We start from the raw sequence: 16,072 nt of genomic DNA on the forward strand, positions 1-16,072 counted from the left end.
CACTTATAAAATAGTGTTTTGTAAGTAGCTATTTAAATGGGAAACTAGTCTTGATGAGTAAAGATAGATGCAAATTTATTTTTATACGTTTCTTTACTGGTTTTAGCGAATCGAATTGTTTTGAATATACCCAATAAGCTTGCTTGATGCATGCGGTACAATAGGCGATGGATCGTTAAAGCAAAAAAGCCTTTAACGCTCATTTCTCCTTTTCCAGCAATTTTAACCACACCTTGAGCGGTATCATGCAAAGAAATAATTGTTCCATTATCTGTATAACTGAATGATTTCATGGATTTATTATTTAACATGTTAACAATGTTTTCATAACAAACTTTTGCCATTTGATGTGCGGCTTGTGCGGTAGCGGGAGCGGCTCTTCCGCTGTCTTGCATTGCGTAAGCACAATCACCAATAACAAAAATATTATCATCGCGTGTTGTTTGTAATGTTGGTTTAACCACAAGTTGATTAGAACGGCTTGATTCTAAACCAGCAATATCTTTTAGATAGTCAGGCGCTTTTACCCCAGCAGTCCAGATCATAATATCTGCGTGAATGGTATCGCCTTCTTTTGGATAAAAGCCATCACTTTCCGCTTTAGTGATCATGGTTTTTGTTAATACGCGAATGCCACGGTTTTGTAAAGTTTCAGTGATACTTAATGCTGTTTTTTCAGGTAGGGCAGGTAAAATACGATCAGTTGCTTCAATAACGGATACATCTAGTAAATCTGAACACATTTTATTGTGACCACAAGCGCCGAATGTTTCAACCATGTGAGGTAATTCAGAGGCTAATTCAACACCTGTTGCACCGCCACCGACAATAGCAATACGAATTTTATCTTCAGTTTTTTCTTGTTTTTCATCAATAATTGAACAAAAACCAGCAAATTTGGCAATCAGTGTTTCACGTAAACGAATTGCAGCATTTTGGTCATCTAAAAAGATACAATGCTCTTTAACACCAGGTGTGCCAAAATCGTTTGAAGTACTTCCTATTGCTACAACTAAAATATCATAGGGTACAGCGATAGATTCGTTGTTTAAATCTTCAATAATAATTTGTTTTTCTTCACGGTTAAGATCTTTAAATGTACCTTGCGTAAATTGAAAGCTGTGTTGTTGCCCTTGTGTAGCATAATCAATTTTATCAGCTTGTTCGTTCAAAACACCTGTGGCAAATTCATGTAATAAAGGCTTCCACAAGTGATAGCTGTTTTTATCAATTAGTCTAATTTCGGCTTGGTTGTCTTTACCTAGTTTATCGCCAAGGTCTGTAGCTAGCTCTAAACCACCGGCTCCACCACCAATAATTATTATTTTTTTCATAAATTTCGAACCTTATCGTATATTAATTGAAAATATCATACTAAATAAGTAGGTTTTTATCTATTTCTTTTAACTAATATCAATTATAAATAAAACCTATTAAAGTGATGTTTTATAATTATCAAAATTTATTTAAAGGCTAAATAGAATATAGCCATATTGACTATTCATAATGTTAATATATTCTTATTTTTAAAATAAAAATTCTGCTTTTGTTGTTGAAATAAAGCATTTTTGGTATAACCTATAATATAGTAATCGTTACAATTTAAGTATGTAAAATCTGTAATGCATACCATCGTCCTAATTGTTTAGGTCTTATCTAATCATTATCACTCTATACAAAATTTATGAATAAAAAAATTTTTATTACGATTGTGTTAATTGTTATTTTAATCTCAATGACAATTTTAATTCGCTCACACAATAGTCAGCTTATCTTACAAGGTGAGGTTGATGCGCCTAATGTTAGTATTTCGTCAAAAGCGAAAGGGCGCGTGCAGGTGATACACGTCAATCGAGGTGATGATGTAAAACCAAGCGATATATTGATAACGCTTGATAGTCCAGAGCTATTAGCACAAGTCAAAGCAGCGCAAGCGGCTTGCGATCAAGCACGAGCCCAAGTCGCGCTTTCTGAACATGGAACACGTGAAGAAAGCATTCGCTACTATGAAGCGTTACTTCAACAAGCTAAAGTTGCTTATAATAATGCATCCAAAGAATATGATCGTAACAAAGCGATTTCGGTCAAAGGTTATGTTTCTCAATCGATCTTAGATAATGCATTAAAAACGCGTGATGCAGCCTTTCAACAAGTTCAGTCAGCACAAGCTAATTTAGATCAAGCCAAAAATGGTGATCGTATTGAACAACGTGAAATTTATGATGCTAAATTAAAAGAAGCAGAAGAGCAGCTTAAACAATTACAAATTCAATACGATGATTTACAAGTAAAAGCCCCCGTTGAAGGTGAGGTTGGTTCAATACCAGCCGAAGTTGGCGAGTTATTTAATGCCAATAGTCCATTATTGACTGTAATTCAACTACCAAAAGCGTACTTTATATTTAATCTTCGTGAAAACATTATGCCTAATATTCATAAAGGCGATCATGTTAAGCTTGAAGTGCCTGCTCTTGGTAATAAGGAAATTGAAGCTGAAGTTCGTTATATCGCACCTATGGGTGATTATGCAACAAAACGTGCAACACGAGCTACCGGTGATTTTGATTTAAAAACCTTTGAAGTTAGGCTTTATCCAACAAAGCCTATTACTAATTTACGTGCAGGTATGAGCACATTATGGAAAATAGACAATTAATTGGGGATTTTTGGCACCGCTTTAAAGAAGCGTTTAATGCTGAAATACCCACCATTTTTAAACGATTTACTTTCCATTGGCTAATGTGGATTTTGCCACTAATTATTTTTGTATTAATCAGTAGCATATTCCACCGCGGTGTGCTATTTGATTTACCTGTTGGCTATATAGATCATGATAACAGTGTTTTATCACGTGAAATTGTGCGCAATCTTAATGCCGGTGCACATGCAAGTCTTGTTAACTATGATAGTCAGCTTTCAGAGGCCGAGCGCGATTTGCGAAAAGCAAAAATTTACGCCATTTTTTACATTCCCCCTAATTTTGAAGCAGATGTATTAGCTGGCCGTCAGCCCACTCCAATGCTATATTACAATGCGTTATACTATAGTGCGGGCTTGTATTCTATTATGGACTATTCTGGCCTTATTGCCGCATTAAATACTCAATACCGTAGCACAATGGCAACTAGTATTGGGATACCAGTACCTAAGCTTGCAAAAGTAAACTTCAATTATGATGGATTGTTTAATGCCAGTGGTAACTCAATGTACTTTCAGCAATTTTCTGCTGTTGTGCATCTACTACAACTGTTTGTTGTCACAATAACGATTCATCTATTAGCACAATTACCAAAGCGAACTCGCCCTAATTATCCTTTTGTTTTGGGAAAATTAGCACCTTATACCATTTGGTTTACTATGCTACTTATTTTCGAAATTGCCATGCTTGTTCTGTTTTCTCATGCTCGTGTATCAGGTTCGCCTTTTGCCATGGTGACGGTGGTATTTTTCTATGTGATTGCTGCACAAAGTATTGGTATTTTGCTATATACTTTTACTAAAACCCCTATTGATGCTTATACTTATATCGGTGTTTTAGTTGGACTTGCGTTAACTTATTCTGGTGTTGTTGTGCCTGAACTATCTATGCCTTGGATTGCAAGGTTTATTTCATCACTAGAACCATTAACTTATGCTCTTAATAAGCTGTTCGATCTGTTTTTACGTCACTCTAGTTATCTTTCAGTGTTAAAAACCTGTGTTATTTTAATGGTCTACCCAATAATTATTACCGTGTTAGTGAGAAAACGTCTAGTAAGACGACTACATTCACAGTAAGAGGAAACACCAAGATGCTTAAAATATTTTGGTCTTCATTTATAAAAATATTTTTGCTTATGTTAGTGAGACCAAGGTGGTTATTGTTACTCTTATCTGTCTCATTGATGAGTTTAGTTTATAGTAATGGAACCATAACCAGCTTGCCAGTAGCCATCGTCGATCAAGATCATACGCCAACTAGCCGAAGTTTAATTCGTTCTTTAAATACCAGTTCAAAAATAGAGACCCTTATATATGAGAGTTCTCTGCAAGCTTATGATGATATTAATAATCACCGACTTTTTGCGGTATTTACAATTCCAAGAGATTTTGAAAAGCGGTTATTAAATGGCGAAGAAGTGACAATACCTGCATATGGCGATGCTTCAAGTCGTTTAGCCAATGGCTTAATACAAGTCGATATAAAAGGGATCTATCAACAGATATTAACCCAATATAATACTCGAATAATGCGTAATAGTGGATTTTCAGATAAACAGATCAATATTATTTTATCGCCAATAAATGGTCAAACTGAACCACTTTATAATCCTGGCGTCAGTTTTGCCGCTATTACCTTTCCGGGTTTATTAGTAATGTTATTGCAACACTCATTTTTAATTGCTTCAACACGTACTAATATTACATTAAACTCGTTACCGCAAGGTAAACCACCTAAAATTGTTAGATTGGGTAGTTTATGTGGTCTTATACCGATCTGGTTATTTTTATCCATTGTGCTATTTGGTTTATGGCCTTGGGTTCTTGGTTATCGACAGCTTGCAAATATACCCGAAATTCTAATTATGACATTTCCATTATTGCTTGGCGTTTTAGGGCTCAGTAAATTACTGACTGAATGTTTACGTAAAACCGAAATGATCTATTTGACACTCGCATTTTTGACAACCCCCGTATTTTATTTATCGGGTACAATTTGGCCGCTTGATGCCATGCCTTTTGGGGTACAAATAGTTTCTAAAATGTTACCATCAACTTGGGCAACTAATATGATTGCTGGTGTAAATCAAATGGGATTAGGCTTACTAGATAATTTATTTAATGTTTTTATGATTTTATTACTGGGGATCATATATGGTTCACTTGGCTTTTTTATTGCAGCATTGCGAGAAGGTCGAGTAAGAAAATTTTTAAAAAACTCAACGTCTAAATCTAGAAAAATATAATAATCAATAGATTATCAATGATATAAAATATAAATCCAGTGGCTTATTGTTATTAGCTTTACCGATTGATATTAAACATTGCTATGATGATTTAAATTGATCGTTAATAACTTTTTATTAGTACAAGATTAGTACAAGCAGTTAGGCTTGCTTTATTGGTTAATTTATTTTATTGTTTGAGAATTATCTTGAATTAGCACTCGTTTATTTAAATTTAATATCGTTTTACTTGTATTCGCGTTATACTAAATAAACTTATATACCACAGCAAAAGGAGACTTGATGATGGAGTTTGATACTTCAATTCTTTGCGATTATTACCCAGAAGATGTTAACGTAGTTGAACCGATATTTAGTAATTTTGGGGGCGTTGCATCATTTTCAGGTCAAGCTGTAACAGTTAAATGTTTTGAAGATAACGGGTTACTATACGAAATTTTACAATCAGACGGCTCAGGTAAGATTCTTGTCATTGATGGTGGTGGTTCTGCGCGTCGAGCATTAATTGACGCAGAGCTAATCGATATTGCCGTGCAAAATCAGTGGGAAGGGATTATTGTTTATGGCGCTGTTCGTCAAGTTGATCACCTGGCTGAAGCTGATATTGGTATTCAAGCGCTGGCAGCAATTCCAGTTGGTGCTGAGGATCAAGGAATAGGTGAAATCGATATTCGAGTTAACTTTGGTGGCGTAACTTTCTTTTCTGGTGATTTTATCTATGCTGATAACACTGGTATTATTTTATCTGAAATTGCGCTCGAAATTGAAGATAAATAAAAAATAACCTATACCGCCGAAGCCTATCGGCGGGTTTTATATTTAAAATGTGCGCTTTTCTAAAGTTTTTTAACAAGGATTTTGTTAATGCTAAATTATTCGATTACGAATATAACCGCCAGTTACCGTTTTAATCAGTCCCTCTAGTTCCATATCCAATAATTTAGTTGTCACTTCGGAAATCGGTAAATTGACTTGCTGGGCAATAATATCAATAGGAATAGGTTGGTGGTGAATCACAGCAAAAATTTCCGGATACAAAATAGAATGACTTGGCGCTTCTTTAATTGAATTAAGCGAGTTATTTACTACTGATAAATAGTTATAATAATGCTCTAAAATATCAGCAGGTTTAGAAACTAAATAAGCCCCTTGTCTAATTAAATAGTGCGTTCCGCTACAGTTTTCATTATTAATATCACCCGGCAAAGCAAATACATCGCGATTTTGTTCAAGTGCATAGCGCGCAGTAATTAGCGAGCCGCTTTTTTCTGATGCTTCAACCACAAAGGTGCCCAAACTTAACCCACTAATAATTCGGTTTCGACGAGGAAAGTAAGCCGATCTAGCTTTTTCAAACGGCAAAAATTCGGACACAATTGCACCATTTTGTGCCAAAATATCATTGGCTAAGTTTAAATTTGATCTTGGTGCAATCTTTGCTAAACCACTACCTAACACTGCAATTGTACGACCCGATGCCTCAAGTGCACCACGATGACAAATTGCATCTAACCCTAGCGCCAAACCACTGGTTATGGTTAAACCATTAATCGCTAATTCGCTTGCAAAATATCGCCCCCATTGAGCTCCATATTCACTAAATTCGCGACTGCCCACCATAGCCAATTGAGGAGAATCTAGTAACTGCCGATTACCTAAAACAAATAATAATAAAGGCGGAGAATCAATTTGCTTAAGTAGTAAGGGATAATCATTATCGCAATAGGCAATAAGATATTTTGGTGGAAAAGGTGAATCTAACCATTCAAGTATTGGCTCAAAATGTAGGTATGATGTTTCATAAAAAAGTGCTAATTGAATGTCTGATAATCCTAGTTTATTTAATAGAAGAGAGACATCTTTTATGCTACTAGGTAAACCGTTAACAAAAAGTTGCATAATTTTTTCAAAAATGGCTCGTTTTCCATATCTAAGCATTGAAATTCGTAATAAAAATTCATATTTACTCATCATAACCCTTTTTTATATACAGCTTAAACAGGCGTCATATCTTGAATTGATAAGATATATTTTATCAATAGCCAACAAGGGCTATTCATCAGTATGATAAATGTTTACAATGAATAATAGATGGAATAAACCCGAAATTTGAGGAGTAGATCGAATAATTTATGGCTATTTTACCAGTATTACGTTTTCCTGATGAGCGACTTCGCAAAGTTGCTAAGCCTGTTACCAAATTTACACCAGAGTTACAAACCATTATTGACAACATGATTGAAACCATGTACGCCGAAAATGGTATTGGTCTGGCTTCTACCCAAGTCGATGTGCATGAACAAATTATCGTAATTGATGTATCAGAAGACAAAAGCCACGTTTATGTGATTATCAACCCAGAAGTCATTAGCCAAGACGGTGAAACAGGTATTGAGGAAGGCTGTCTATCGGTACCTGATTGCCGTGGTTTTGTGCCAAGAGCTGAAAAGATTAAAATTAAAGCACTTGATCGTAATGGCAATCCTTACGAAATTGACGCTGATGATCTATTGGCTATTTGTATTCAACACGAAATGGATCACTTAAAAGGTAAGCTTTTTGTCGATTATCTTTCACCATTAAAACGCCAACGAATCGAACAAAAAATGAAAAAACTTGCCCGAGAAGAGCAACGCAGTAAATAAAATTAACCGCCAGTACTTGGCGGTTAAACTCATTACGCTTAGCTATTTAGCGACAATAACCATGGCAGGGCGAATTAAACGGCCATTTAAGGTATAGCCTTTCTGAATGGTATTAACAATTTGTCCTGACTGATGTTCAGGTGATTCAACCATACTTATCGCTTGGTGTACATCAGGATTTAATTGTGAATCTTCGGTATTAATCACTTCAATACCAAATTTTTTGACAGTGTCTAAGAATGATTTTAATGTCAGTTCTAATCCTTCAACTGTCGCTTTATGTTCTGGATTCGCTTTGTCTGTCGATTCTAAAGCGCGTTCTAAATTATCAATAACGGGTAATAATTCGTTAGAAAATTTTTCGAGTGCAAACTTACGCGCTTTATCAACATCTTGCTCGACTCGTTTACGAACATTATCAATTTCAGCTCGCGCACGAATCATGGCTTCACTTTCATTTTTTTTCGCTAATTGCAATGCTTGTTCAAGCTCTGCAATACGAGCATCTTTTGCACTTAATTGTTCTTCAAGATTTGGTTGCGCAGTTACTTCTTGCTCGGCTGTTGCTTCTACTGGTGTGTCAATGTTAGTTTCATTTTCTGACATATTTTTATCTTGCTCTGTCATAGGGTACTCCAAATAATGTAGTCGAAAACTTAGTGAATAACGGTTATTATGGGGGCAATTTTTATGATTACAAGCCTATCATCATATTGATATGTGATTTTTTGAATTATTATCAAAAAATACAGATGGTTGTGTAAAAAATAACAAGGATATTTTATGGATACACCATTTAAATGTATTGGCTTAATTGGGCTTCCGCGTAAATTAGAAGCAATAGAAACTCATCAAGTGCTTTATGATTGGCTTGTTAAACTTGGTATTCGCGTGCTGGTTGAAGAGCGCTTAGCGGATCACATTCAATTTTCTGTTAGCCACTACGCCTCGTTGGAAACAATTGGTGAGCAAGCCGATCTCGCTATTGTTGTAGGGGGAGATGGAAATATGTTGCATTCAGCTAGGCGACTATCGCACTATAAAATCAAAGTTATTGGTGTCAATCGCGGTAACCTCGGTTTTTTAACTGATATTTCTCATGAACAAGTGATTGAACAATTAAGTCCTGTTATTGCTGGTAAATATGAGGATGATCCCCGCTTTTTGTTAGAAGTGTCTATTTATGATAATGGTAACTTGATTAACTCAAGTTTTGCCGTCAACGAAATTGTTGTTACTCCTAATACCGTTGCACATATGATTGACTATGATGTCTACATTAATGAACGCAATGCCTTTTCACAGCGAGCAGATGGGTTAATTATTGCCACACCGACAGGCTCTACCGCTTATTCACTATCGGCGGGAGGTCCTATTTTAGCTCCTCATTTAGATGCATTAATTATTACACCAATGTTTCCACATTCATTAGCGGTCAGACCATTAGTGATCAAAAGTGATAATGCTATCCGCTTAAAATTCCCAACGACAGCACTGGATCTTAATATTGCTTGTGATAGCCAAATTATTTTGCCTGTCAAACCCACACAAGATGTGATTATTCGCCGTTCTTCGTATGAGTTTAATTTAATTCACTCTAAGGATTATGATTATTTTAATAATCTTTCAAGCAAATTAGGATGGTCACAAAAGATGTTTTAGCTTGTGTTGTCAATAAATTTCAGAGAAATATGTATGTCAATATCAGATCATTGATCCTTGCCTTATTGGCGACATAAACCCCATCTAATTGCCCCAAGCTTAGTGTACGATATTAGAAACTAGGGCTATGATGTATCAGAAAGAATATAAATTAAGCATGATAAAAATCATTCAGAAAAGATATTGATTTTATTGAAGTTTTTATTTTGTTGATTATCAGCAATAATATTCATCTTTTTTACCATTAGTCTATCGCATGATGTACGGCCCAATACATTAAATAGGCCGTTTAATCCTGTTGAACTCAACCTAGTTTGGATGACCGACATCACGGATATTCCCCCCTCGTGAAGGTGGGGTATACTTCGGTGTAATGATTTACTCGGTCGAAAAGCGATCTGCCAGCAAACAAGCTCATATATTGATAGTGGCGAGTTTTGTCTTATATTTTGGCGAGGATCACGCTTCATCTCTTAAAGAATAAATGTCATCGCATAAACAGTAAATGAGGAAAAGATAGCGGCAATTACATCATCTACCATAATGCCAAATCCACCGGGGATACGTTTATCAAACCAGCGAATTGGCCAAGGTTTTGCCATGTCAAACACTCTAAATGCCACGAAAGCTATGGCAATCCACATAAATGAAAGTTGCGGAATAAAAAATAGCGTGATCCACATTCCGACAAATTCATCCCAAACAATGTGCCCTGAATCGTGAGTATGGGTATCATCCGATGTTTTTTGGCAAATAAAACAACCAAAAATAAAAGTCACTAAAATAAATATCCAGTATAAAGCTGGCTGTAAACCATAAAACAAAAGCCATAACGGGATAGCCATTAATGAACCCATGGTTCCCGGCATAATCGGTGACATACCGCTACCCAATCCTACTGCTAAAAAATGAATGGGATTGGTCAGTTTTAGGTATTTTTTAAAATTTTTGTTTCGCTCTTGTTTGGTCATGATTCAATATTCTTTTAGATAAAATTATGCCGACATTAAGTCGGCAAAAAGAAAGGAGCTTATGTTAACAAAACACCTTTGTATTAATTGTGACAATATTATTCGTCTTTGGTTAATGTTGCAACCATTACCGCTTTGATCGTATGTAGGCGGTTTTCCGCTTCATCAAACACGATGCTATGTTTAGATTCAAAAACTTTATCAGTCACTTCTAATCCATTGTTTAAACCATATTGCGCAGCCATTTGTTTACCAATCGTGGTATTCATATCATGAAAAGCAGGCAAGCAGTGCATAAATTTGACATTTGGGTTACCAGTGAGTTTAATCACGTTTTGATTTACTTGATATGGTGTTAATAGCTTAACTCGCTCATCCCAAACATTTTTAGGTTCGCCCATTGACACCCATACGTCCGTGTATAAAAAGTCAACATCTTTAACGCCTTTGGCAACCTCTTCAGTTAAGATAATTTTTGCCCCTGTCGTTTTAGCGATATCTTGGCACTTTTGCACAAGGTCAGCTTCAGGTTGGCAAGCTTTTGGGGCAACTAATCGAATTTCCATTCCCATTAATGCTGCACCTTCCATTAATGAATTCCCCATGTTATTTTGTGCATCGCCTAAATAAGCAAATTTAATACTGTTTAATGGGCGATCACCAATATGCTCTTGCATTGTCATAAAATCGGCTAATATTTGCGTTGGATGTGCTTCGGTTGTTAAACCATTCCAGACTGGCACACCTGCATATTTTGCTAAGGTTTCAACAATTTCTTGATCATAACCACGATATTCAATTCCATCATACATTCGACCTAGCACGCGCGCGGTATCTGCAATCGATTCTTTATGCCCAATTTGGCTACCACTGGGACCTAAATAGGTTACTTGAGCTCCTTGATCAAACGCACCTACTTCAAATGCACAGCGAGTACGAGTTGAATCTTTTTCGAAAATAAGGGCTATATTTTTACCAACTAAATGTTTTTTTTCGTTACCTTGTTTTTTGGCTTTTTTTAGTTCGATAGCAAGTTCAATCAATCGATTAATTTCTGCTGGAGTAAAGTCGAGTAAACGTAAAAAATGGCGTTGATAAAAACCGTACATATTGAGCTCCTAAAAAGCGGTAAATTTTGCTAAGATTTTATTTGAATAATTATGCAATTTCAAGTTAAACCTTCTAGATTTATTTGATATTATTTCTAAGCATTGAATTGTCTAAAATTTTAGATTTTGCCATTTGATTATTTTTTATAATATTGCTTTTTTTGTTTAAAAAAGTGTAATAATATGATTAAATATTGTATTATTAAAAACAATTAAATTGAATTTTTATTCATATTTATTGGTTGTTTAATCAAAGGTAGCTTAATCATGCAAACTTACGCCCTCCTTATGTTGCAAGACGGTTCGCAATTTATTGGTAAATCCATTGGTGATAACGGACAAACTGTTGGTGAGGTGGTCTTTAATACGTCAATGACTGGCTACCAAGAAATCCTTACCGATCCCTCTTACTGTGAACAATTGGTTACACTGACCTATCCTCATATTGGTAATGTCGGAACAAATGATGATGATGCCGAATCCAGCCAAATTTATGCAAAGGGATTGATTATTCGTGATTTGCCATTATTAGCCAGCAACTACCGAAGTGAACTCGATCTTTCCAGCTATTTAAAAAAGCATAATGTTATTGCCATCGCCGATATTGATACGCGACGCTTAACGCGTATTTTGCGTGAAAAAGGAGCACAGCATGGTGTTATTATAACAGCAACGGATAAAAAGACCTTACTTGAAAAAGCCGAAATAGCCAAACAACAGGCAATAAATTTTAAAGGATTAAGTGGGCTTGATTTAGCTAAAGAAGTGACGTGTTTGACAAGTTATATTTGGACTCAAGGCATATGGACAAGACAACAACAGCCTAATCCAATACCAGAAAAACAATTACCATACCATGTTGTTGCTTATGACTTTGGCGTAAAACGCAATATTTTGCGCATGTTAGTTGAGCGTGGTTGTAAATTAACAGTCGTACCAGCCAAAACGACAGCAGAACAAGTCCTTGCATTAAAGCCAGATGGAATATTTTTATCTAATGGCCCAGGTGATCCAGCCCCTTGCCGTTATGCAATTGAGACTATTAAGCAGTTTTTAAATACTGACATTCCCATCTTTGGTATCTGCTTAGGTCATCAACTTTTAGCACTAGCATGTGGCGCTAAAACGATTAAAATGAAGTTTGGTCACCATGGCGGAAATCACCCCGTTAAAAATCTTGAAAATAATCAGGTTATGATCACCGCTCAAAATCATGGTTTTGCAGTAGATGAAGCAAGTTTACCTGCTCATTTAAGAGCCACTCATAAATCACTATTTGATGGTTCACTGCAAGGTATTCATCACAATTACAAACCAGCTTTTAGTTTTCAAGGTCACCCAGAAGCTAGTCCCGGACCACATGATGCCGCACCTCTTTTTGATCATTTTATTGAGTTAATTAAAATTTATAAGCAGGAGCAATAATTATGGCGAAGCGAACAGATATCAACAGTATATTAATTATTGGCGCAGGCCCAATTGTTATTGGTCAAGCATGTGAATTTGATTATTCGGGAGCACAAGCCTGTAAGGCGCTACGTGAAGAAGGCTATCGCGTTATTTTAGTTAATTCCAACCCAGCCACTATCATGACGGATCCTGAAATGGCCGATGCCACTTATATCGAGCCAATTCATTGGACATGCGTTCGCAAGATTATTGAACAAGAAAGGCCAGACGCCATTTTACCAACCATGGGCGGTCAAACAGCGTTAAACTGTGCATTAGAGCTTGAAAAACAAGGTGTATTGAAAGAATTTAATGTTGAAATGATAGGTGCAACAGCAGATGCTATCGATAAAGCCGAAGATCGTAAACGGTTTGATGAGGCGATGAAAAAAATCGGCCTTGATACCGCTCGTTCAGGCATTGCGCATTCGCTTAAAGAAGCTTATGCCGTTCTTGAGCAAGTTGGTTTTCCTTGCATTATTCGCCCGTCCTTTACCATGGGGGGAACTGGGGGCGGAATTGCATATAACACAGAAGAATTTGATGAAATTTGTACCAGAGGACTTGATCTTTCACCAACCAATGAACTGCTCATCGATGAATCATTGATAGGTTGGAAAGAGTACGAAATGGAAGTGGTGCGAGACAAAAATGATAACTGCATTATTGTTTGTTCAATTGAAAACTTCGATCCAATGGGTATTCATACAGGTGATTCAATTACTGTTGCGCCGGCACAAACCTTGACGGATAAAGAGTATCAAATCATGCGTAACGCTTCGATCGCGGTACTGCGTGAAATTGGTGTTGAAACTGGTGGCTCCAATGTACAATTTTCGGTTGATCCAAACACTGGGCGATTAATTGTTATTGAGATGAATCCGAGAGTATCACGTTCATCAGCGTTAGCTTCTAAAGCTACCGGTTTTCCAATTGCTAAAATCGCTGCTAAATTGGCAGTTGGTTATACACTCGATGAATTATCGAATGATATTACAGGGGGTAAAACCCCCGCCTCATTTGAACCGTCAATTGATTATGTGGTCACTAAAATCCCACGCTTTAATTTTGAAAAGTTTGCTGGTTGTAATGATCGTTTAACCACGCAAATGAAATCGGTTGGTGAAGTGATGGCCATTGGGCGTACCTTCCAAGAATCAATACAAAAAGCATTGCGAGGGCTTGAGGTTGGCGCTTCAGGATTTGATCCTAAAATTGATAATTATACTGATGAAAAAAATATCACCAAAATTCGTTATGAACTCCAAGAAGCGGGCGCCGATCGTATTTGGTATATTGCCGATGCATTTAGGGCTGGATTGAGTTTAGATGAGATTTTTACATTAACCAATATAGATCGTTGGTTTTTAGTGCAAATTGAAGAGTTGGTTAATTTTGAAAACAAGCTAAAGAAGCAGTCACTTGCACAGCTCGATCCAGAAACATTATGGCAATTAAAACGTAAAGGTTTTTCAGATTCACGCATTGCTAAACTACTTAATACCACCGAGCAATCGGTTCGCGATTTACGTCATCAATATCAAATTCACCCTGTTTATAAACGTGTTGATACCTGTGCGGCTGAATTTGCAACCGATACCGCTTACCTTTATTCAACCTATGAGCAAGAGTGTGAAGCCAATCCTCAATTTAGCCGTAAAAAAATTATGATCCTAGGTGGTGGTCCTAATCGAATTGGTCAAGGTATTGAGTTTGATTATTGCTGTGTACATGCGGCATTGGCACTACGTGAAGATGGTTATGAAACCATTATGGTCAACTGCAACCCTGAAACTGTGTCAACTGATTATGATACTTCTGACCGCCTCTATTTTGAACCAGTTACTCTCGAAGATGTGCTTGAAATTGCACATATTGAAAAACCAAATGGCGTTATTGTGCAATACGGTGGACAAACGCCGCTAAAATTGGCTCATGCACTTGAAGTCGCTGGATTACCCATTATTGGTACCTCACCCGATGCTATAGATAAAGCCGAAGATCGCCAGCGTTTTCAAGAAGTCGTCAATAAATTGAAATTAAAACAACCAGCCAATGCAACGGTGACCGATATTGATGAAGCTATCACCAAAGCGGAAAAAGTCGGCTACCCATTAGTGGTTAGACCATCTTATGTACTAGGTGGTCGGGCAATGGAAATTGTCTATAATGAGCAAGATTTACGGCGTTATTTTAAAACAGCGGTAAGCGAATCGAATAATGCCCCTGTCCTACTTGATCACTTTTTAGATGATGCCATTGAAGTAGATATTGATGTGATTGCTGATGGTGAACAAATTGTCATTGGTGGTATTATGGAACATATTGAACAAGCAGGGATCCACTCTGGCGATTCAGCTTGTTCATTACCTACACACACACTAACCTCAGAGATTTTAGCCCAACTCAGGCAACAGGCTAAACAGTTAGCACTTGAGCTTGATGTGAAAGGCTTAATGAATGGACAGTTTGCTGTTAAAGATAACCAGATTTATTTAATCGAAATCAACCCGCGAGCAGCTCGCACTGTCCCTTTTGTCTCAAAAGCAACTGGCTTACCACTCGCTAAAATCGCCGCACGAGTCATGGTAGGAACAACCTTGGCACAACAAAAAGTAACTAAAGAAGTAATCCCTCCTTATTACTCAGTAAAAGAAGTGGTATTACCGTTTAATAAATTTAGTGGCGTTGATCCTATCTTAGGACCTGAAATGCGCTCAACGGGTGAAGTTATGGGCATCGGTAAAACCTTTGCTGAAGCCTTTGCTAAAGCACAACTTGGTAGTTTATCAAATATGAAAAAATCAGGGAAAGTGCTACTATCTGTGCGTGACCAAGATAAAACAAGGCTGTTAGGCGTCGCTAAACGATTAATTGCTCATGGATTTACTATTGACGCCACCATCGGGACGGCAAAAGTGCTACAACAAGCTGATATACCATGCCAAATTGTTAAAAAAGAAAACGAAGGGCGTCCAAATATCCACGATCATATAAAAAATGGGAAATATAGTTATATCCTTAACACCACATCAGGGCGAGCAGCTATTGAGGCATCCAAAATATTGCGCCGAAGTGCCATTCAATATAAGGTGCATTACGATACGACAATGAATGCAGCTTATGCCACAACAGCAGCGTTAGATTACGATCCTACGCATAACGTAACCCCACTACAGGCGCTTTATCCATAGCCTAAAAGACGAGCAATGCTCGTCTTTTATAATCTATTAACTGATATAATCCTATTAACTTAAATTAGCTTGCTGGTGAATGCTCTGCTGACATCG

Annotated in this window: 13 protein-coding genes; 8 read left to right on the top strand and 5 right to left on the bottom strand. The window is 36.8% G+C overall.

The features are described 5' to 3' along the window. Positions 1-44: 44 nt before the first annotated feature. Positions 45-1,334, bottom strand: a complete 1,290-nt coding sequence (locus tag A9G30_RS05715; RefSeq protein ID WP_065588329.1) for an NAD(P)/FAD-dependent oxidoreductase — start codon at positions 1,332-1,334, stop codon at positions 45-47. A gap of 350 nt (positions 1,335-1,684) precedes the next feature. Here A9G30_RS05715 and A9G30_RS05720 point away from each other — a divergent pair, with 350 nt between their 5' ends. The 4 genes from A9G30_RS05720 (at position 1,685) to rraA (ending at position 5,723) form a co-directional block, all read left to right on the top strand. Then, on the top strand, positions 1,685-2,656 hold the full coding sequence (locus A9G30_RS05720; RefSeq protein WP_065588330.1) for an HlyD family secretion protein: 972 nt from the start codon (positions 1,685-1,687) through the stop codon (positions 2,654-2,656). Then, complete coding sequence (locus tag A9G30_RS05725; protein ID WP_065588331.1) at positions 2,638-3,777, top strand: ABC transporter permease; 1,140 nt, start codon at positions 2,638-2,640, stop codon at positions 3,775-3,777. Before A9G30_RS05720 ends, A9G30_RS05725 begins: the two co-directional genes overlap by 19 nt. Positions 3,778-3,791: 14 nt before the next feature. Then, complete coding sequence (locus A9G30_RS05730) at positions 3,792-4,946, top strand: ABC transporter permease (protein ID WP_065588332.1); 1,155 nt, start codon at positions 3,792-3,794, stop codon at positions 4,944-4,946. A 285-nt stretch (positions 4,947-5,231) separates the two neighbouring features. After that, positions 5,232-5,723 carry a ribonuclease E activity regulator RraA gene (rraA, locus tag A9G30_RS05735; RefSeq protein WP_065588333.1) on the top strand — a complete coding sequence of 164 codons (492 nt, stop codon included), beginning with the start codon at positions 5,232-5,234 and terminating at the stop codon, positions 5,721-5,723. A 90-nt stretch (positions 5,724-5,813) separates the two neighbouring features. Here the strand turns inward: rraA and dprA are convergent, their stop codons facing one another. Continuing rightward, on the bottom strand, positions 5,814-6,917 hold the full coding sequence (gene dprA, locus A9G30_RS05740) for a DNA-processing protein DprA (RefSeq protein WP_176700859.1): 1,104 nt from the start codon (positions 6,915-6,917) through the stop codon (positions 5,814-5,816). A gap of 161 nt (positions 6,918-7,078) precedes the next feature. Here dprA and def point away from each other — a divergent pair, with 161 nt between their 5' ends. Then, positions 7,079-7,591, top strand: coding sequence for a peptide deformylase (gene def / locus A9G30_RS05745; RefSeq protein ID WP_065581514.1), 513 nt, complete (start codon positions 7,079-7,081; stop codon positions 7,589-7,591). Positions 7,592-7,633: 42 nt separating this feature from the next. Here the strand turns inward: def and grpE are convergent, their stop codons facing one another. Next, entirely contained in the window at positions 7,634-8,218 is a 585-nt protein-coding gene (gene grpE, locus A9G30_RS05750) for a nucleotide exchange factor GrpE (RefSeq protein WP_065581513.1), read from the bottom strand. A 156-nt stretch (positions 8,219-8,374) separates the two neighbouring features. On the opposite strand from grpE, the gene nadK reads away from it, so the two are divergent. Next, the gene (gene nadK, locus A9G30_RS05755) at positions 8,375-9,253 is read left to right on the top strand and encodes an NAD(+) kinase (protein WP_065588334.1); all 879 of its coding nucleotides are present in this window, start codon (positions 8,375-8,377) and stop codon (positions 9,251-9,253) included. A 473-nt stretch (positions 9,254-9,726) separates the two neighbouring features. On the opposite strand, the gene A9G30_RS05760 is transcribed toward nadK, so the two are convergent. Both A9G30_RS05760 and argF read right to left on the bottom strand, forming a co-directional pair. Beyond that, the gene (locus A9G30_RS05760; protein ID WP_065588335.1) at positions 9,727-10,224 is read right to left on the bottom strand and encodes a phosphatidylglycerophosphatase A family protein; all 498 of its coding nucleotides are present in this window, start codon (positions 10,222-10,224) and stop codon (positions 9,727-9,729) included. A gap of 98 nt (positions 10,225-10,322) precedes the next feature. Continuing rightward, positions 10,323-11,333, bottom strand: coding sequence for an ornithine carbamoyltransferase (gene argF, locus A9G30_RS05765; RefSeq protein WP_065588336.1), 1,011 nt, complete (start codon positions 11,331-11,333; stop codon positions 10,323-10,325). 267 nt (positions 11,334-11,600) lie between these two features. Between argF and carA the strand changes: the two genes are divergently transcribed. Both carA and carB read left to right on the top strand, forming a co-directional pair. Further along, the gene (gene carA, locus A9G30_RS05770) at positions 11,601-12,758 is read left to right on the top strand and encodes a glutamine-hydrolyzing carbamoyl-phosphate synthase small subunit (RefSeq protein WP_065588337.1); all 1,158 of its coding nucleotides are present in this window, start codon (positions 11,601-11,603) and stop codon (positions 12,756-12,758) included. Between the two features lie 2 nt (positions 12,759-12,760). Then, a complete protein-coding gene (gene carB / locus A9G30_RS05775; protein WP_065588338.1) occupies positions 12,761-15,976 on the top strand; it encodes a carbamoyl-phosphate synthase large subunit in 3,216 nt (1,071 codons plus the stop codon). The last annotated feature ends 96 nt before the right edge of the window (positions 15,977-16,072 follow it).

Origin of the sequence: Gilliamella sp. Fer4-1 (genome assembly GCF_001690515.1) — a bacterium.
GTDB classification, from domain to species: domain Bacteria; phylum Pseudomonadota; class Gammaproteobacteria; order Enterobacterales; family Orbaceae; genus Gilliamella; species Gilliamella apicola_C.

Coding starts and splice junctions, on each gene's coding strand:
- A9G30_RS05715 (WP_065588329.1), bottom strand. CDS start 1,334: ATGAAAAAAATAATAATTATTGGTGGTGGAGCCGGTGGTTTAGAGCTA.
- A9G30_RS05720 (WP_065588330.1), top strand. CDS start 1,685: ATGAATAAAAAAATTTTTATTACGATTGTGTTAATTGTTATTTTAATC.
- A9G30_RS05725 (WP_065588331.1), top strand. CDS start 2,638: ATGGAAAATAGACAATTAATTGGGGATTTTTGGCACCGCTTTAAAGAA.
- A9G30_RS05730 (WP_065588332.1), top strand. CDS start 3,792: ATGCTTAAAATATTTTGGTCTTCATTTATAAAAATATTTTTGCTTATG.
- rraA (WP_065588333.1), top strand. CDS start 5,232: ATGGAGTTTGATACTTCAATTCTTTGCGATTATTACCCAGAAGATGTT.
- dprA (WP_176700859.1), bottom strand. CDS start 6,917: ATGAGTAAATATGAATTTTTATTACGAATTTCAATGCTTAGATATGGA.
- def (WP_065581514.1), top strand. CDS start 7,079: ATGGCTATTTTACCAGTATTACGTTTTCCTGATGAGCGACTTCGCAAA.
- grpE (WP_065581513.1), bottom strand. CDS start 8,218: ATGACAGAGCAAGATAAAAATATGTCAGAAAATGAAACTAACATTGAC.
- nadK (WP_065588334.1), top strand. CDS start 8,375: ATGGATACACCATTTAAATGTATTGGCTTAATTGGGCTTCCGCGTAAA.
- A9G30_RS05760 (WP_065588335.1), bottom strand. CDS start 10,224: ATGACCAAACAAGAGCGAAACAAAAATTTTAAAAAATACCTAAAACTG.
- argF (WP_065588336.1), bottom strand. CDS start 11,333: ATGTACGGTTTTTATCAACGCCATTTTTTACGTTTACTCGACTTTACT.
- carA (WP_065588337.1), top strand. CDS start 11,601: ATGCAAACTTACGCCCTCCTTATGTTGCAAGACGGTTCGCAATTTATT.
- carB (WP_065588338.1), top strand. CDS start 12,761: ATGGCGAAGCGAACAGATATCAACAGTATATTAATTATTGGCGCAGGC.